The following is an 18,176-nucleotide window of genomic DNA, read 5'->3' on the forward strand; positions in this document are numbered from 1 at the left end:
AAAACCAGCTTACAAGCTGGTTTTTTTATGTTTGGGCTTTAAGGGCGGTAACTTTTCTATCAAAATTTGATGTAGGTTCAATTTATTTTTTTGTTTTTATTTTAAAAAACACACTATTTTCATTTTAAATTAAAGCGTTTTTATATTTAAAATCAATTGGATAGATGATTGTAAATTGAGCAATTAGTTGTTTGTATCTAAGGTTTAACATTTGTCATATAATGAGGGTTGATTTTTATATTTGAAGAGAAATTATGCATAACCCATTCATACAGATTGCAGGCTCAAAGCGCAGTCTACATGTGCAAGTAGCACGTGAAATAGCGCGAAAAATATTATCTGGTGAAGCGGCTCAGAATGAGATCATTCCAAGTGAAATGGTGTTATGTCAGCAATTCAGTGTTAGCCGAACTGCGCTACGAGAAGCTATTAAATTATTAACATCAAAAGGTTTATTAGAATCTAAGCCGAAAGTAGGAACACGTGTTAAAAGTCGTGATAACTGGAACTTTTTAGATGCGCAGTTATTAGATTGGGTTATTGACCTAGGCGATAATGCGATTGTTTACCAAGAGTTCTTGGCATTACGTAAAGCAATTGAACCAGAGGCTGCTGCATTAGCAGCAAAAAATGCAACAGCACAGCAAAGAATTTTGTTATCTGCTACTTTCCAACAAATGGATTATGTGTCTAAAAACTTTGATTCTGCAAAGTGGATGGAAGTGGATATGGAGTTTCATCGCCTTGTATTTTTATCAACAGGCAATAGCTTTTATTTACCTTTTGCTAATGTGCTATGTACTATGTTTAAAAGCTTTATTAGCCACTCGTCTGAAAAAGGCGGCACTTGTATCGGTGAACATCGCGCGATTTATTCTGCCATTATGGCCGGTGATGCAGAGAAAGCACGTGAAGCTAATATTACTTTGTTAGCAAATACAAACCATCGTTTACCTACTAGTAACTAATTATTGAGTTATCAATAGTTAAAATAAAGGCCGTTGTCAGTAATTTACTGACAACGGCCTTTTTGTTTTTCGCTATTTTATTTTGACGCTGTTTTAACAAGTAAATAGATAGGCTATTTATTGTGATTGGTATTAAAGCAATAAAAGTCTAATTAAGCCTTTTGTAGAATTATAAAGGCTTAATTTATTAACTATTTACTTGTTGATAATCTCAATATAACCGGCCCAACTAAGCGTTTTGCCATCGATGACTATGCTTGTTTTGGTGTTTTCATTTACATTAGCAAGATTGCTCACACAGACTTTAATTTGTTTGCCATCAATTAGATTAAGGCCAACAACAGAGGCTGTATTATCAGCGTGTAAAACCGTTACAGAATCAATTTGTCCTCGGGCATTTAGGCTCGCTTCTATCGCTTCATTAAAGTAACCGTGTGTTTCATAAACATTTGCAAATAAATGGTTAGCTGCCTTTTGGCGAAGAATGAACATTGGCTCATTACGTAAGTTAAAGTCTGGATCGTTAGCACCAGTACGAGCAAAGATAATTTCACTGTCTTTATTTGCACTGCTGATCAATGAATAGTAACTGTTGCCCATTAACCAAGTTGTTAATGATGAACCTTCTACCTTACCTTGACCAAGATTCCAAAGGTGTTGGTAACCATAGTCATTACCCACAGTACTTAAGCTTTTATGTGCTTGATACTCAAAGTTAGTACGGATGATTTGTCCATTATAATGAACAGGGTAATCGTAGCTATGCTCTTCTTTACTGATCATACGGAATAGATCAATAATAAGCGGTTTTTCAAACTCTTCTGACTCAAGCATAATAACGGTACGCTGCTGATCAATACCTGTGTAGTAATCTCGAGCAAAAGCACTCATTGCTTGCAGCTTTCCATCGCCTGTTCCATTAGACGCTTCATTAGCTAACAATGTGAAGTGTTTTTCACCAAAGTGCTGTTGTGCAATCGCTGTACTACCTTGGTTTTGGCTGATTTGATCAACCACAACGGTGTTGTGTGCAATAGTTTGTTTACAATAACTTTTGTTTTCAGGAATGTAACGACCACCAAATTTAGGCTCGATGTTAACCCAACGACCGTAACCGTAGTCATTAATGAATTCTTGATTGTTGTTAAATAGACTTAAATGCAAACCATCAAAGTGACCATGATCTAATGCAGAATGAAGCTTTGCATCACTACCATGTTGCCCGTACCAAAGTAATGCCATGCTATCGTCAGATTTACTATCACGATGACGTAGAATGGTTACTCCACCACACTCGCCTTCAGCACCATCAGTGAGGCTTAAGCTACCCCAGTTAAAGTTCGCTACATCGGCATTGTTATCTAGTGCGTTAGATAGTGCTGCGCCAGTGTTATGAACCCAAACATGACCTTGGTGTTTAGCCATCGCTAATAATGTCTCATTTTGCTCGTAACGGTCGAAACAGATGTTAGTCGCTAATAAAATACCTAGATCTCTAATGTCCATTGTACGAGATGAGTCATTTAATGCGGGTAACGTACCGTTAGGAAATGCTGTCGACATGACCGCATAAGCTGTTGTCTTAATCACTTCATCTTTTAATTGGTAGATGCCGATCTCTGGTTGGCGACGTTCAATAGTTTCCGCGAATAGGAAGATTGGACGTAGTGAAAAACGATGGTAATACGGACCTTCCATGTAGTAGCCATCAGGCGAGAATAATTGTGTTAATTGTGCAATAAAGCCACCAGAAACACTGTCACCTTTTAGGCCATAGATTGCTTTGTCGACGGTCGCTTGATCATTGATTGCATAAGCACAAATACCAGCACTTGCCACTGACCATAGACCGTGGTTATGAATAATGTCGAAGTTTTCTGCATAGGTGACTACAAACATCTCAAGCATCACTTTAAATAAGTCATTTTCTATAAGTTGTTGCTGATCTTCTGTTAACTCATGACGAATACAAGAATAAGCACACGATGAATATAGCATCCACATATTTTCGTTTAGTGTTTGGTGAAATAAACGACCTGGTTTATTGGAGTCTCGACTAACGTTTAGCTCACGGTGTTTATAAACCTTTGCATATTCAACTAACATAGTTGTTGCGTAATCTAGGTAACGTTTATCTTCAGTAATTAAGTATAAACGACCTGCTAGATCTAAATGAATATAGTTTTGCTTATGACGGTTATGTTCGTAACCGCCTGCTTCACCATGTCCTGGAATTTCAATACCAATTGGCATGTAAGCTTCAAGTGCTTCAATCTCTTCAGTAATAGAGCGACCAATTAGTGAGTCAGTGCCTACGTATTGACGTAAGTCAGCTGCTTGTTCATAGCTCATTAGTAATGGTTGGTAACTCATGATTAAACCTCTTTACTTTCTACAGCAACAAAACCTTGGAAGCTGTATGTTTGATTATTAAATTCGATAGTGGTTTGACTCTCAGCTGTTGCATTACAGTCGTTATTAACCATCACTGTTAGTGCAATACCTTCACCTATAAGATCTACAACGGTTGCATCGTCATTAAAACCTACAATATTAATTGAATAAATTTTACCGCGAGCATCTAAGCTAGCTTCAATTGCTTCATTAAAGTAACCATGCGTTTCTATCACATTAGCAAATAGAGCATTTTTAGCTTCGCGGCGTAGAATTAAGCTTGTTTCGCTACGTAAGTTAAATGATGGGTCGTTAGCACCTGTACGAGTAAAGAATAAGGTATCGTCAGAAGAAGATGCACTCAACCATGTGTAATAGCTGCTACCTTGTAACCAACTGACTAAACTTGTGTCTTTTGCTGCTGCACCTTCACTTTCGTTCCATAAATGTTGGTAACCTGCATCATCACCCATTGGATTTAATATTGCGTGTTGTTTGTGCTCAACATTGGTACGAATGATTTGACCTTGGTACTGTAGCGAGTAGTCGTATTGGTGTACTTCTTCACTGATTAAGCGGAATAAATCAATAAGTAGTGGTTTTTCTAGTTGTTCATGCTCAATTAAAATAAGTGAGCGTTGTTGGTCAACACCTGGGTAAAAGTCAACAGCATAAGCACTCATTGCTTGTGTTTTACCGCTACCAATAAAGAAGTGTGGTGTGCCGTGTTTACTATCAGCTGTATCAACATCAAAGTTGTTTTGGCAACCTGCATCAACAGACACTAAGTTATGTGCAATAGTTTGGCGTGCATAAGATTTATTTTCGTCAAGGTAACGGCCGCCAAATTTAGGTTCGATGTTCACCCAACGTCCAAATCCATAATCACGTAATACTTCTTGGTTATTATTAAAGTAAGTCATACCTAATGTATCGAAGTGACCGTGACCCATACCATGCTGACCATAGTTCATCACTAATTGGCTAATATCACCCTTTGCATTTTGCATGCGGATAAAGCCTTGAGCACCTTTATCACCATCAGGACCTTCGCTTAATTCAACACTTGGTAAGCAAGGCACTTCAACTGAGTCTTGCGCTTGGTAAGCTTGCGATAAAGCAATGCCACAACCGCTGATCCAAATTTGTTGCTGAATTTTAGCAATACCAAATAAGTTGGTATCTTCTGGGTAATGTTTTGCATATAAACTCACTGCTATCACTACACCTTCATCTTTAATATCCATGCTTTTTGAAGCATCGTTTAATGATGGGAAAACACCATTAGGATAAGCGGTCGATAATAAAGATTGGATTGTTTTACCGATAACTTGGCCTTTAAAGTTAAAAATATCTAACTCTGGACGGAAACGCTGAGTTAACTCCGCTAATAAACATAAAGGACGAATTGCATAACGGTGATAATAAGGTCCTTCAATGTAATAACCTGAAGGTGCAAATAAATTGCTTAATTGTGCAAGGAAGCCTCCTTGTATGTCATCACCGGCTAAACCATGTAATGCCAAATCAATATATTTTTCTTGTCCAATGGCTGCGCCACATGCTGCTGTTGCCGCCACTGCCCATACGCCATGATTATGAATACGGTCAAAGTCAAAATGGTACTTTACTGTCGCTACTTCTAACATTGGTTCAAATAAGCGACTTATAATGTGAGCGCGTTGTGCTTCAGTCAACCAATGGCTAATACAGCTGTAGCCCAAACTGGCATACAATAACCAAACATGTTCGTTTAGCATTTGGTGAAATAGGCGTCCTGGTGGATTCGTATTACGTTGTTCTTGGAATCCTAATGCTAAATATTTATCGGCATATTGTGTTAATAAGTCAGCTGCAAATTGGGCATATTTCTCATCGCCTGTGATTAAAAATAGGCGTCCAGCTTGGTCAATATATTTATAATTTTGTTGATGCTTATTATGTGCGTAACCGCCAGCTGGGCTGTGCCCTGGTACGTCTATTGGTTGCGTAAGGTAGTTATCTGTATCGTTAATTAGGGCTTCGAGGCTGAGTCCCATTAGGCTTTGTTTACCGAGTTCTTCTTGGATGGTAGTAATTTCTTGTTGGTCCATAAGAACAGCGTTGACATTGGCAGGCATTGTGACCTCATTGCATATAAAGTGGATAGAAACAGTGTAATAAAGTAATACAAATAGACTGTAAAATCACTTTTATTTTTTAGTTTTTAGGGTTGAGCTCTCTATTTTTAATCTTTTAAATTAACTTGAATTAGCTTTACTCATCACTTTTAGATAATTGTTACTGCTTTTCAGTGGCTTAAGCCTTAAGTACTTTTTTATCACCTTATAATGTAAGATTAGTTGATATGCAGTTGCTGTCTCATCGAGTACTTTCTATGTTTATTGATATCTAATTAATTATTTTGATTGTGATGTAGGTGAATGATCTGGATCACACATAGTGTCATTTTGTATTACAAATCGTCCCGTGTAATGTACAATTTTTGACTTATAACAATAACAAATTAAATGTTAATCAAGGTCATGTTTTGATTTGAATAGTCACCGAAACAATACGCTTTCGTACTTTTTTGAATAAACAGGCTTTTTTAACGCCCATGAGATACTTTCTGGTTTTTTGATTAAGCTTATTTTTTGTTAAATCGCATTGATTAGTCGTTTTATTTTATATAAATCAAGATGGCTAATGTGTTTACTAACATAAATTCGCGCAAGCAAATAAACTCTGCACAAAGTACTTTTACATTATTAGTATAAAATGCTGATTTTATAATCAAAGCCAATATGGCCAAGTTATGAATAGCAAGAAAATGAATAGAGGATGCAAATGAATCCATTTTTTATAACAGAGGTGGCTAATGGCTAATTTAAATATCGCTTTGATTGGCGAATGTATGATTGAATTGCAGGAAGTTAATGGTGTTCTACGCAGAAGTTTTGGTGGAGACACACTAAATACAGCGATATATTTATCGCGTTTAACATCAGGTAAAGACGTTAATGTTAGTTATGTAACAGCGCTAGGCCAAGATAAAATTAGCCAAGAAATGATTGATGCTTGGAATGCCGAAGGTATTGATGCTCAATTTGTTCAACGTTCTGAAACAAGACAGCCTGGTTTGTACATGGTTGAAACAGATCCAACAGGCGAGCGTAGTTTCTTATACTGGCGTGATGCTGCTGCTGCAAAATTCTGGCTTGAAACGGCAAGTGATGAACTTATTGAATCACTATTGAAGCAAGATGTTATTTATTTGTCGGGTATTAGTTTAGCTATTTTACCGCCATCAAGCCGCGAAAAACTTTACGACTTATTGGCTCGTTATAAAGCTGCTGGTGGTAAAGTTTACTTTGATAACAACTACCGTCCTAAATTATGGAATTCTGCAGAAGAAGCGGCTGAAGGTTTCAAACGTATCTTATCTGTAACGCATACTGGCTTATTAACTTTTGATGATGAGCAAGCTCTATTTGGTGACACAACGGTTGAACAATGTATCGAACGTACACGTGCTTTAGGTGTTCAAGAAATTGTTATCAAACAAGGTGGCGGTGAATGTTTAATTATTACCGCTGAGGATTCTATTAGTGTTGCTGCTCAAAAAGTAGCTCCTGAAAATGTTATTGATACAACAGCTGCAGGCGATTCGTTTGCTGCGGGTTATCTATCAAAACGTACATTAGGTGAATCAAGTGTTGCTGCTGCTGAAAAAGCACATCAAGTAGCAAGTACCGTTATACAGCATAAGGGTGCAATTATTGATATGCAGTATATTGCTCCATTTGTAGATTAATTATAAATATTTAGGATAGTAAAATGACAACATTAAACGAAAAGTTACAAGCACTTAAAGTAATTCCTGTAATTGCAATTAAAGATGCGAATGATGCCGTTCCATTAGGTAAAGTATTAGTTGAAAATGGTATGCCTTGTGCGGAAATTACATTCCGTACGCCTGCTGCTGCACAAGCAATTAAAAATCTACGTGAAGCGTTTCCTGAAATGCTAATCGGAGCCGGTACTGTGCTTACAAGCAAAACGGTTGATGAAGCAATTGATGCAGGTGTTGATTTCATCGTGAGCCCTGGTTTTAACCCGACAACGGTTAAATACTGTCAGCAACGTAATATGCCAATCATTCCGGGTGTAAATAGCCCATCTTTAGTCGAGCAAGCAATGGAAATGGGATTAACAACGTTAAAATTCTTCCCTGCTGGCCCATCTGGTGGCGTTCCAATGTTGAAATCACTCACTGCCGTTTACCCTGTTAGCTTTATGCCTACTGGTGGTGTTTCACCTGCGAATATCAATGAATATTTAGATATCAATGCAGTACTTGCTTGTGGCGGTACTTGGATGGTTCCTGCTGATTTAATTGATAATCGTGAATGGGATAAGATTGGACAATTAGTTAAAGAAGCGGTTGCTGCTTTAAAATAATTATCAACTGTCTTTTAGAAACCTCGGTTATGTACTTAATCGAGGTTTTTTTATGCCCTTTAAAAATGAAGACAAAAAAGTAGTTAAGTTATTTCACTGGTTATAAATGCGAAAATAATACCGATTACATTAAATAATGTGTGATTGGTATAAAGAATCGCTTATATTCATTTATCCCATAAATTGAATAACTCTCGCCTTAAAGAAGGTAAGCTCAGTAAAAACTGAGATAAAATAATGAATGAAATTGAGTTTACTATTATTTAGAGAAGATTTTATAGAGCAAAGGAGTCAGAAAAGTTAAGTTATTAAAGTTGATCTAGCTAAAGAACAAGTAACCACCTATAAAGAACGGCGGTATTATTTGTTTTGAATTTTATTGGTTAGTTAATAATGTTTTTTATTTTACTGTCTTTTCCATTGTTTCTGAAATATTCACATTTTGGCTTTTATCTAATTCATCATCTTCAGGCAATGGTTGTCCTGTATAAGCATGTAAAAATGCTTCACACAATAATTCACTATTCGTTGCATGACGTAGGTTATTTACTTGGCGTCGAGTACGTTCATCAGTCAATATTTTTAATACTTTAGTTGGTATTGAGACCGTCACTTTTTTTACCTGTTCGCTCTTTTTACCGTGCTCAGCGTAAGGACTAATATATTCACCGTTCCACTTTGTTGACATAATAATAACCTTTTAAAAAATATGCTTTATTTTACCTTGATCTTTTAAGCATGGCAATCTGAACGTAAAGAGGGCTAGAAGTCTATTAATTACATTCTCTCTTTCCTACATTAGTATTAATGTACAGGGAGCTAACTTAATTACTGAAGTTACTGGAATAATGAGCGTTCTCATATTGTTGTTTTAAGGGGAGGTATTGAAGAAAGAAGTGTTATTACTTACCTGTATTTAATGGCTTTCTTAAGAAGAAGGAGTCAATGATTTTCATTATTATATCTTAAACCGTAGCAATTTAAATTAGGCTATTTTTTATTCACAGGTTTCAGAGCTGATAATAAATCCTCTGTCTGTGGTGTTAACTTGCTGCTTTTAAATGGGTTTAAAGATAATGTTTTATCTTCATTTAACGTAATGTCATAAAATTGTGGCAGATTAAAGTTAATCTGCTCATCGAGCGAATCAGGAAGGTGACTATTAGATGCGTAGAATCGATTTACGTTTTGTACAAATTCATTTTTTGAACCTGCAAAATTCAAGAATGTTTCTACATCATTGTCAGCATTCGCGATATAAACATTAAAACCGTTATGGTAATTCTCAAAAAAGAATTGAATTAAACCTTCACTGATATGAGATTCAATGACGTTCGCTGTTTGGTCATAGTGAGTTGTTTTTAAATTCAACGAACTAGCCGATAGCTTCTTCTTAGATATATGACTATAAATATCTACTGCGCTTTCTAGATGCTGTAATGAAACACCTTTACGTTCGAAGTAAAAGCCAAACTTTCTGCCGCCCGTCCATAATGTTTGAACCGATCTCGTATGTACCGTGTGTAAACGTAGCTGAATAAACTCATTCAATTTACTACCAAATGATTGGCAAATTTGTTCACTAAAATGCCTGCTATAACAAAATAGGTCGATTTGGTGAGGAGGTGATGCGTCTTGATGCATTTTTGAAAGGATAGTATTCAGTGCTTCAACCACTGAAAATTGGCTATTAAAATGCAATGTACGAACTTCATTCCACGAGTTACGGTATATAAAGTCGATACTACCTATTAAGCTTTCTTTATGTTCACCGTAAGCCATTACGTTATCAATCTGATTTAATTCACTTTCTTCTGTATCTTGCCAATGTCTTGTAGGGTCTTTTTCTACATTTAAGAAAATAGATAGGTGCTTAATTGCACAAGGTGCACTAAGCGCTTTATCACTTGCTTTTGGCACGTATACAGGGAAAACAGCGTATAAGTCTTTTGCAAATTGGTTTAGATTCTTATCAACTAAATCAGAACCTTGGTTATATAAGTGAAGCTTTGTATCTTCATCGTATAAGCCATTTACATAACTCCAAGCTACTAACTTAGAGAGGTAAGGTGAATCACCTAAACAGGGAGTAGAAGCCAATTCAAAAGAATCTAAAGTACTATTAAAGACATACCAACCGGCTTTATTTTTGCGGTGTTCAGGGATTTGAATAAAACTAAGATCGTGTTCAATGAGGTTAGGGGAAATATTAGGGTTAATAATATCAACTTTACCAGGCAGTGTTTCGTGTGCAGCATAAAGCTTACGAGACAGAATGCCTATATCTTCAGCACTGATCGATTCACTGATGTTATTATCGCGCGCAAATTTAATTAAATTACTGTAACTCAACATAAGGGCATCAAGTAACAGGGTATTGGCTTGTTTTACTTCGCGTATTTTCCAATTGTTACGGTTATCTAAGTCTGCAATTTGGCTTTCAGTCCAGCCCCATTGGCTAATTAACTTATTTAATATTGTACGTCGCCAAGCTGAATTTTCATTATATGAGGATTTCGACAGCATCTCTTCTGTTTTAAAGTAAAAACAAACACGGACCAATTCTAAACGTTGTATATCATTAATGCTGATTAAGTAGTCGCTTACTTTGCTAAGCATAAGACAGTAAGGGTCTAAGTGTTCATCATAAAAGTCTTGTTCTTGAAAGCTTTTTTTATACGATGTTGAGATAAGTTCTATATTTGGGTATTCCCACGAATAAGCTTCCATCAAAATAGTTTTTAATGTCGCTTTGTAAGGGTTATCAATACCTTTGTAAAGTTGCCATAATGTCGCCCCAAATAATTCTTCAGCAGGGACGCAATATAACCCACCTAAGTCCAACCAATCATCAGCATTAATTTGCCCTGTTTCACACAGGTTTTTGACGTAACTATCGTAATGATGTTCGTGTTCATGTGGAATTTGACGCCATAAAATACGGCGACCTGCAACACGTAATGAGGTGCGATAAAATTCATCGAGTAATAACATGTGCTGAGATGTCCCACATGATTCATTGCTTAATGAGGCTTTATTTTTAACTTTGAATTTATTATCAGGAATAAGAAAAAAGTTTAATTCCACACCTAAACTTTCAGCCCAGTAAGTAATTTCCCATGACTTTTTATCAAGTAATTCTACACGGTTTGGATCTAATTCATGTGAATAACAAATCCAAATATCAAAGTCACTTTCAGAACATTGACCAATAGAAGAAGTGCTGCCCATGGCGTATAGGCCAATAATTTCAGGTGTTTTTATTTCATCTTCAGGCAGTTCAATAGCAAATCGCTGTTGTACTAGGTTTTGGTGTTTTTTAGTTGGGCTAAATTGGCAAATGCCAACGGGTACATTATTTTTTATGTAACCTGGTAAAGCAGGATCGTTGAAGTGTAATAATAATGGGAAAATTTGGAAAACATCAGCTTCATCTTGTTTCATTAATGCTAAAGCAGATCTAACGCGTAACCGAGAAAACTCGTCTGATTTGTCGCGTAATTGGATGATTTCTTGATTCAAGCTGTGTTCCATTAGTGCAGGCGTAAATTACTATTCAACCCTAAAAAAAGTGTGAGCATCATAGCATTAATTATGGTTATTGGTAAATATTGTGTACTTACTCTACAAGTAGAGTAAGTGATGCCTTTAGAGTTACCTAGAGGCGAAAGGTTAGTCTGCTGCTATTTGATAAGGTAGGGGAGCGTAATAAAGAGTAGAGCCTTCAAGCTCTTTGACTTGGAAAATATCTTCAGGGTTTGTATCTTTTGGTAATACCGCTAAGACTTCAATATGTCCGTCACCATATTGGCATGCAGATACGATTACGCCGACTCTTTTCCAATTATTGTTTAATAACACTTCGATCGTTTGGCCTGCTTTTGGACAATCATTTGAACGTCCCGTTAGAATGAACATCGCACGTTTATTTGCTCCACGGTATTTAGCGCGAGCAACCGTTTCTTGGCCAATGTAACAACCTTTGGTAAAGCTAATGCCATCAAGTGCCTGTAGATTTAACATTTGAGGAATAAACTGCGCTGACGTGTCTGCTGCTAAAAAACCGACGCCAGCAGCAATATTCATTGCATTCCATAAACTGTCATCGAAGATCTCCGCTTTGCTTTTTAAATCAACTAACAAATCTTCAGCGACTGTATTTTTCATGATCGCAAGGTAGCGCAATGAAGGATATGGTTGTTTAATTAATACTGTGCCGCTTTCAAGTAAGCTACTCATTTCATGTGTTGCCGCAGTATCAACTTTTTTAGCGATATATTCTGCTGATTTAGGACCCGCTAAACCAAATATTTTATATTCTGTTTCTTTTTGTATAACGACTTTAGAAAAAGCAGCATATTTTTTTAATTCTGGTAATTGCACTTCAGAGACTGAGCTTGGTTGAGTTAATAAAATACGATCTTCTAACACAATCACTCGTGCGACAGTCCATGCTTTTCCTTGAGGGTTACAATGCGCAGCTAAGGTTTGTTGCCCCGTTTTTAATTTTTCAAGATCACATGTTAATTGCCCTTGTAAAAATGTAATACGGTCTTCACCTGTTACACTGATTAAATCCCAGCTATCAAGTGGGCATAAAACTAAATCTGGTAGCTTGCTAATATTTTCAAGTTGGCTAAGTGTTCGCATGTTTGCCCTCATTTTTGGTCGAATTTGTTTATTACAATGTTATAGCTCACAACCTATTTTGTCAGTAGTTGCTGTTAATAAAACGTTGTTGTTATGATGTTGTGCACTTTATATCAATTGATATAAATAACCGATTAATATTACACGTTATTAAATCGATAAATATTTATTCATGGCTAATCATTATTTACTACTGATTTTGCCTGAACTTAGTTTTTAATGCAGTGTAGTATCATGTTTCATATTATTTTGGGATTGATATTATAAATAATCCTCTATTTTTATTTTAAAAGGAAGTATTTGTCATGGCAGAAGAGGTTTCTCTTTCTCGTTTATTGTGGGCTTGTCGTCGTGGTATGTTAGAACTTGATGTACTGTTTATGCCTTTTGCAAAAGAAGCTTACAGTGATTTAAGCCAACAACATAAATTGTCTTTTCAGCGCCTTTTAACTTGTGAAGACCCTGAATTATTTGCTTGGTTTATGGGACATAAGAGTTGTCCTGATCCTGAGCTGGCTGAAATTGTTGATGTCATCCTCAAACGCGTTAAATTATAATATTCAATCTACCGCATCATTTATCGCCAAACTATTGGCGATAATAACGCTGTTGCTTAGTGCTCTTATACTGTTTTTGTTATGGGGAGTAGGTTGGTTTAGCGTTATCTTTTTAACTATTTATATATTAACTTCTTTTTATTTTGTCCACTCTTTATCGCTTTTACCCTTTTCTTGCTCGTTAGCTGAGACTGGCAATATAGAAATTAAAAAACCAACACATATTGCCGGTAATATTCATTCTCGATCCTTCTATAATGGTTGGATTATATTGTTATGTGTAGAAGTGGCAGATAAGTTATTAGTAAAGGAGCTGCAACACAACAAACCAAGGAAATGGTTTATTGTGTTTTATGATAGCGTCACAGAAGAAGAATATCATTTACTCGCACGTCTTATTAATAGCGCACGTTGGAGTTAATCTTTTTTAGGATTTAATATGGTTGGCTTAGGATCATCACTTTGCTCTGGATAATCTAAGTTATAATGTAAACCTCTACTTTCTTTTCTTTGTATCGCACTTTTTATAATTAACTCAGCGACTTGTACTAAATTTCTTAGCTCTAGTAAATTGTTACCCACTTTAAAGTTACTATAATACTCAGTGATCTCGTGTTGTAATAATTCAACTCGGCTTAGCGCTCTTTGTAGGCGTTTATCTGTGCGTACAATACCAACGTAATCCCACATAAATAAACGTAGTTCATGCCAGTTATGTTGAATAACAACTTGTTCATCTGAATTTTCAACTTGGCTATCATCCCAATCAGGAATCGTTGCAAATTTTCGCTCTTTATAGAAAGGAATACGGTTAATGATATCTTTGGCACAAGCATGTGCATAGACAATACATTCTAGTAACGAATTTGAAGCTAAGCGATTTGCGCCGTGTAATCCTGTATATGTCACTTCGCCAATGGCATATAAGCCATCAATATCGGTTTGACCATGATGATCTATCATCACGCCACCACAAGTATAATGAGCGGCAGGTACAATAGGCATGGGTTGATGAGCAATATCGAGACCAAGTAATAAACAACGGCGATAAATAGTAGGGAAATGCTTAACAATAAATTCTTTAGGTTTATGACTAATATCCAGATACATACAGTCGACACCTAAACGCTTCATTTCGTAATCGATCGCACGAGCGACGATATCACGTGGGGCTAATTCACCACGTTCATCGAAATCAGGCATAAAACGTGTTCCGTCAGGGCGTAACAATAATGCGCCTTCACCACGTAATGCTTCAGTTAACAGGAAATTTTTTGCATCGGCATGATATAAACAGGTTGGATGGAATTGATTAAACTCCATATTGGCTACACGACAACCACTTCGCCAAGCGAGAGCAACACCATCACCACTCGAAACATCAGGGTTACTGGTATATTGATATACTTTGCTCGCGCCGCCCGTTGCTAACGTCACAAAGTGTGCATTAATTGTTTCGACATGCTCTGCCGTTCTATTCCAAACATAAGCACCTAATACACGATTGGCAGGTAAATTAAGTTTTTGCGTGGTGATTAAATCAATGGCGTTGTAACCTTCCATTAATGTAATGTTGGGATGCTTTTTAACAGCGGCTAAAAGCGATTCTTCTATTTCTCGTCCGGTTGCATCTGCTGCATGTAATATACGTCGATGGGAGTGTCCTCCTTCACGAGTAAGATGATATTGAGTTTCTTTTTGATCATTAACTTCAGTGTCAAAATTAACACCCGTATCAATTAACCATTGCATGCTTTCTTTTGCATTGTTAACGGTGAAGCGAACAGCTTCTTCATCACATAAGCCTGCCCCTGCAACAAGAGTATCCTCAAAATGCGAGTCAGTGCTATCATCATCAGAGAAAACAGCGGCAACTCCGCCTTGAGCATAATAAGTAGAACCTTCAGATAGAATACCTTTACTTAGCACTCTGACGGTACTGTGGGCGGCTATTTTTAGAGCCAGCGATAAACCAGCTGCGCCAGCACCAATAATTAAAACATCGCAAGTGTATTGATGTTCAGTTTTTGTTTTAGTCTCTGCCATGGCATTATATGCTCTGTTTTGGATGAAATGATCAACGAACATTCCGAGTAATGAGAGAGTTTATCCAAAAACACCTTTGTTTTGAATTTATTTGGAACTTTCTTTTTTAATAAAAGTCATATCTGTGAGAATCAATAGCTCACTATAAATATAGGTAGAAAAGCTCAATGAATGAGCGTGAATTAGATTTACAGTTAATACAGCGTATACAAAATGGTGAGCAGCAAGCATTTGCATTATTAGTACGTAAGTACCAGACGCGTGTGGCTAACATACTAACGCGTTATGTGCGAAGTTCTGGTGATATACCTGACGTGTCGCAAGAAGTGTTTATAAAAGTATATAAATCATTACCTAACTTTAGAGGTGATAGTGCTTTCTATACTTGGCTATTTCGAATTACGGTAAATACAGCTAAAAACTATTTAACGAGTCAAAGTCGACGCCCGCCTGCATCAGATATAGATGCAGAAGAAGCTGATAGCTATGACGGTAGTGGTGCTTTGAAAGATCACGCGAACCCTGAAGCAATTTTACACTCTCAGGAAGTAAAACAAGTTATCTTAAAAGTAATTGGCGATTTACCTGATGAGTTAAAGTCAGCAATTACATTACGTGAGCTGGAAGGCATGAGTTATGACGAGATTGCACAAATAGAAAATTGTCCAATTGGCACCGTTAGATCTCGTATTTTTAGAGCACGTGAAGCGATTGATAAACAATTAAAACCTTTATTAGAAAATTAATTGGAATTTATAATGAAAGAATACTCACAAGACCTATCCTCACTTATGGATAATGAGTTAGGCGATAAAGAGGTCATTAATACCATCCTTGATGATGCTGTTTTACAAAAACAGTTTTCAAGATATCAACTAATCGGCGATGTACTTCGTGATGAGAGTAATGGCTTAGATTTGCGAATGGATATTACAGATAGCGTAATGGCTGCAATCGCTAATGAGAAACAAGATGATTATGTTGCTCCTTTAGCTGCTGCACCTGAACCTGAAAAAAGTAATGTTGTACCATTTATGAAACGCTTTGGACAATATGCGATTGCAGCATCTGTTGCAGGAGTTGTTGTTGTTAGTAGTTTAATGGTCAATCAAGGTTCATCAACGGATCCTAGTGTTGCACCGGTTCTTAATACCGTGCCATTTGGTGGAGCTGCTGCACCAGTTAGTTTACAGGCAACGCCATTACAATCTGAAAATGAGATTAAAGAGCGTAATGAACGAGTAGAAGCGTTATTAAAAGACCATCAGCTACAGTTGCAAACACAGCCTTAAGGTTACCGATGAAACATCGATTATTTTTAGTTGCGTGTATGTCGTTATTGTCATTATTAGCGTCATCGCAACTAATCGCAAGTCCAGAAGTAGCCCAACCAGAAGTTAAAATCGAAACTAAACAAGCTTTACCGTCTGCTTTAACTTATTTAAATAACATGAAGCAGGCCTATCGAGAGCTAAATTATAAGCTGCTTTATCTTAATACAGCACAAAATCAAATTGAGCCAAAGCAACTTATACATGGTGTTGTTGATGGTAAAAGTATTGCCTATTTTTATTTTTTAAATGGAGCAATGCGAGAGTCTTTACAATTTGATGGAAAGATCAGTTTCTATCAACAAGGTAGTCAAGCATATAGTTTGGCAACTAACCGAGATCAAAGTGTCTTTGCTAATATTGCTAATTTTGATTTTGAAAATGGCAATAAAAGTTATGAGTATATTATTCTTGGTAGAGATAGGATTGCCGGAAAAAAAGCGATCGCTATTCGAATGATCAGTAAAGATCAGTACAGGTATAGCTATATTGTATGGCTGGATTTAGAAAGTTACTTACCATTGCGTCTCGATATCATTAATCAATTGAATCAAATTCTTGAGCAGACGATGGTTGTTTCCTTGAATATAACTGAAACTGTCAATCCCTGGATCCAACAGTTAAGTGTCCAAGCAACGCCTGATGTCTTACATTTACCACTGACGGCAATCGCAGCAGTGCCTAAATGGCACCTTGAGTGGTTACCACCTAGTTTTAAAATCGTAAAAGACGATCAACATAAATTAATGATGCATGATACGGATCCAGTTTCATACATTATGCTTAATGACGGGATAGTTAGAGTGTCTGTTTATATCTCGACTAAGCAAACAAAACTAACAGAACAAAAAAATACTATTCGAAGAGGTGGAACATTGATTTACACTAAACAAGATGAAAACGTTGAAATTAATGTTATTGGAGAAATCCCTCTTATTACAGCAGAAAAAATTGCTGCTTCAATTAAGCCTTCAAAATAATGCTTCATGAAACAGGTATGGTCATTGATATCACTGTTGTTAATGGTGAAAAAACAGCGATTGTTGAATGTATTTCTAAGTCAGCTTGTAAATCATGTAGTAGCAACGATAACTGTGGCGTTGGAATTGTTGCTAAAGGCCTTACTGATAAGTCCCATAAACTTTCCATGCCTTTTAAAGAAGGGATGGAGATTGATCATTCTGTAGAGTTATTAATTGAAAATAAAGATATCGTTAAAAGCTCATTAATTGTTTATGTCATTCCTCTATTCCTCTTTATCGTTACATGCACATTAACTAACTTATTTTTCTTCAATGAATTGGCTGTGATCTTTGCATCAGGAGTTTCTTTAATCGCCGGAACCTTTATCGCTAAAGCTATTTCATCAAAGTTATATCCTGCCAATAGCCTCAATAAGCTCATCAGTACAAAATAACATCTAAATAAACCGTTAAATTAAGCAGTTTGTTTGTTAATTAATCACACAGACATTTAATTGAAATAAACGCAATAAAACGCTTGCGAATAGTTTCGCGATCCCTATAATACGCCGCACAGACAAGGACGGAGGCGCAAGCCACTAACCAAGACTGAGAATAAAAGAAACGCTTTAGCGATTCAAACTTCGGTTTGAAATTAAGTTAAAATAAGACGTTGACATTGTTCGAAAGGCGCGTAGTATACGCCGCCTAGCCGAAAGGCACGCTCTTTAACAATTTAATCAAACAATCTGTGTGAGCACTTGTTGTTGATGTGATTTCAAAAAAATCAAAAATGTAATTCTTCTGCTTGCAGAAAGTTACAGC

15 protein-coding genes are annotated in these 18,176 nt (G+C 36.5%); 9 read left to right on the forward strand and 6 right to left on the reverse strand.

Going from position 1 to position 18,176, the window contains the following annotated elements; translation table 11 throughout:
- The first annotated feature begins 254 nt into the window (after positions 1–254).
- Entirely contained in the window at positions 255–968 is a 714-nt protein-coding gene (locus SP041_RS17605) for a FadR/GntR family transcriptional regulator (protein ID WP_025562990.1), read from the forward strand.
- Positions 969–1,163: 195 nt separating this feature from the next.
- Here SP041_RS17605 and SP041_RS17610 read toward each other — a convergent pair whose 3' ends face one another.
- Both SP041_RS17610 and SP041_RS17615 read right to left on the reverse strand, forming a co-directional pair.
- The gene (locus SP041_RS17610) at positions 1,164–3,341 is read right to left on the reverse strand and encodes a heparinase II/III family protein (protein WP_025562991.1); all 2,178 of its coding nucleotides are present in this window, start codon (positions 3,339–3,341) and stop codon (positions 1,164–1,166) included.
- Between the two features lie 2 nt (positions 3,342–3,343).
- Entirely contained in the window at positions 3,344–5,482 is a 2,139-nt protein-coding gene (locus SP041_RS17615) for a heparinase II/III family protein (protein ID WP_025562992.1), read from the reverse strand.
- A 740-nt stretch (positions 5,483–6,222) separates the two neighbouring features.
- Here SP041_RS17615 and SP041_RS17620 point away from each other — a divergent pair.
- Together SP041_RS17620 and SP041_RS17625 are read left to right on the forward strand one after the other, a co-directional pair.
- Positions 6,223–7,158 (forward strand): sugar kinase, encoded by a 936-nt coding sequence (locus SP041_RS17620; RefSeq protein ID WP_025562993.1) that lies wholly within the window; start codon positions 6,223–6,225, stop codon positions 7,156–7,158.
- A gap of 23 nt (positions 7,159–7,181) precedes the next feature.
- A complete protein-coding gene (locus SP041_RS17625; protein WP_137297970.1) occupies positions 7,182–7,805 on the forward strand; it encodes a bifunctional 4-hydroxy-2-oxoglutarate aldolase/2-dehydro-3-deoxy-phosphogluconate aldolase in 624 nt (207 codons plus the stop codon).
- 400 nt (positions 7,806–8,205) lie between these two features.
- Here the strand turns inward: SP041_RS17625 and metJ are convergent, their stop codons facing one another.
- From metJ to ygfZ, 3 genes are all read right to left on the reverse strand, one after another.
- Positions 8,206–8,493 (reverse strand): met regulon transcriptional regulator MetJ, encoded by a 288-nt coding sequence (metJ, locus tag SP041_RS17630; RefSeq protein WP_137297971.1) that lies wholly within the window; start codon positions 8,491–8,493, stop codon positions 8,206–8,208.
- Positions 8,494–8,795: 302 nt separating this feature from the next.
- On the reverse strand, positions 8,796–11,327 hold the full coding sequence (locus SP041_RS17635; RefSeq protein WP_170968567.1) for a class I adenylate cyclase: 2,532 nt from the start codon (positions 11,325–11,327) through the stop codon (positions 8,796–8,798).
- 150 nt (positions 11,328–11,477) lie between these two features.
- Positions 11,478–12,455, reverse strand: coding sequence for a tRNA-modifying protein YgfZ (gene ygfZ / locus SP041_RS17640; RefSeq protein WP_137297973.1), 978 nt, complete (start codon positions 12,453–12,455; stop codon positions 11,478–11,480).
- A gap of 305 nt (positions 12,456–12,760) precedes the next feature.
- Here ygfZ and SP041_RS17645 point away from each other — a divergent pair, with 305 nt between their 5' ends.
- The gene (locus SP041_RS17645) at positions 12,761–13,012 is read left to right on the forward strand and encodes a succinate dehydrogenase assembly factor 2 (protein ID WP_137297974.1); all 252 of its coding nucleotides are present in this window, start codon (positions 12,761–12,763) and stop codon (positions 13,010–13,012) included.
- A complete protein-coding gene (locus tag SP041_RS17650) occupies positions 12,984–13,433 on the forward strand; it encodes a protein YgfX (RefSeq protein WP_137297975.1) in 450 nt (149 codons plus the stop codon). The genes SP041_RS17645 and SP041_RS17650 overlap by 29 nt, the downstream gene beginning before the upstream one ends.
- On the opposite strand, the gene nadB is transcribed toward SP041_RS17650, so the two are convergent.
- A complete protein-coding gene (nadB, locus tag SP041_RS17655; protein ID WP_137297976.1) occupies positions 13,430–15,058 on the reverse strand; it encodes an L-aspartate oxidase in 1,629 nt (542 codons plus the stop codon). The genes SP041_RS17650 and nadB overlap by 4 nt on opposite strands.
- A gap of 167 nt (positions 15,059–15,225) precedes the next feature.
- Here nadB and rpoE point away from each other — a divergent pair, with 167 nt between their 5' ends.
- The 4 genes from rpoE to SP041_RS17675 are packed head-to-tail and all read left to right on the forward strand — an operon-like array spanning position 15,226 to position 17,806.
- Positions 15,226–15,804 (forward strand): RNA polymerase sigma factor RpoE, encoded by a 579-nt coding sequence (gene rpoE, locus SP041_RS17660; RefSeq protein ID WP_137297977.1) that lies wholly within the window; start codon positions 15,226–15,228, stop codon positions 15,802–15,804.
- A 12-nt stretch (positions 15,805–15,816) separates the two neighbouring features.
- Positions 15,817–16,350, forward strand: a complete 534-nt coding sequence (locus SP041_RS17665) for an RseA family anti-sigma factor (RefSeq protein WP_137297978.1) — start codon at positions 15,817–15,819, stop codon at positions 16,348–16,350.
- 8 nt (positions 16,351–16,358) lie between these two features.
- Complete coding sequence (locus tag SP041_RS17670) at positions 16,359–17,369, forward strand: MucB/RseB C-terminal domain-containing protein (RefSeq protein WP_240791499.1); 1,011 nt, start codon at positions 16,359–16,361, stop codon at positions 17,367–17,369.
- Positions 17,369–17,806, forward strand: coding sequence for a SoxR reducing system RseC family protein (locus tag SP041_RS17675; RefSeq protein ID WP_137297979.1), 438 nt, complete (start codon positions 17,369–17,371; stop codon positions 17,804–17,806). The genes SP041_RS17670 and SP041_RS17675 overlap by 1 nt, the downstream gene beginning before the upstream one ends.
- Positions 17,807–18,176: the final 370 nt, after the last annotated feature.

Source organism: Psychromonas sp. SP041 (genome assembly GCF_000470315.2).
Taxonomy (GTDB): Bacteria; Pseudomonadota; Gammaproteobacteria; order Enterobacterales; family Psychromonadaceae; genus Psychromonas.

Bases quoted from the DNA above. Each gene is read 5' to 3' on its own strand.
- SP041_RS17610 (WP_025562991.1), bottom strand. From the start codon at position 3,341: ATGAGTTACCAACCATTACTAATGAGCTATGAACAAGCAGCTGACTTA.
- SP041_RS17670 (WP_240791499.1), top strand. From the start codon at position 16,359: ATGAAACATCGATTATTTTTAGTTGCGTGTATGTCGTTATTGTCATTA.
- SP041_RS17625 (WP_137297970.1), top strand. From the start codon at position 7,182: ATGACAACATTAAACGAAAAGTTACAAGCACTTAAAGTAATTCCTGTA.
- SP041_RS17665 (WP_137297978.1), top strand. From the start codon at position 15,817: ATGAAAGAATACTCACAAGACCTATCCTCACTTATGGATAATGAGTTA.
- SP041_RS17645 (WP_137297974.1), top strand. From the start codon at position 12,761: ATGGCAGAAGAGGTTTCTCTTTCTCGTTTATTGTGGGCTTGTCGTCGT.
- SP041_RS17605 (WP_025562990.1), top strand. From the start codon at position 255: ATGCATAACCCATTCATACAGATTGCAGGCTCAAAGCGCAGTCTACAT.
- metJ (WP_137297971.1), bottom strand. From the start codon at position 8,493: ATGTCAACAAAGTGGAACGGTGAATATATTAGTCCTTACGCTGAGCAC.
- SP041_RS17650 (WP_137297975.1), top strand. From the start codon at position 12,984: ATGTCATCCTCAAACGCGTTAAATTATAATATTCAATCTACCGCATCA.
- SP041_RS17675 (WP_137297979.1), top strand. From the start codon at position 17,369: ATGCTTCATGAAACAGGTATGGTCATTGATATCACTGTTGTTAATGGT.
- rpoE (WP_137297977.1), top strand. From the start codon at position 15,226: ATGAATGAGCGTGAATTAGATTTACAGTTAATACAGCGTATACAAAAT.
- SP041_RS17620 (WP_025562993.1), top strand. From the start codon at position 6,223: ATGGCTAATTTAAATATCGCTTTGATTGGCGAATGTATGATTGAATTG.
- nadB (WP_137297976.1), bottom strand. From the start codon at position 15,058: ATGGCAGAGACTAAAACAAAAACTGAACATCAATACACTTGCGATGTT.
- SP041_RS17615 (WP_025562992.1), bottom strand. From the start codon at position 5,482: ATGCCTGCCAATGTCAACGCTGTTCTTATGGACCAACAAGAAATTACT.
- ygfZ (WP_137297973.1), bottom strand. From the start codon at position 12,455: ATGCGAACACTTAGCCAACTTGAAAATATTAGCAAGCTACCAGATTTA.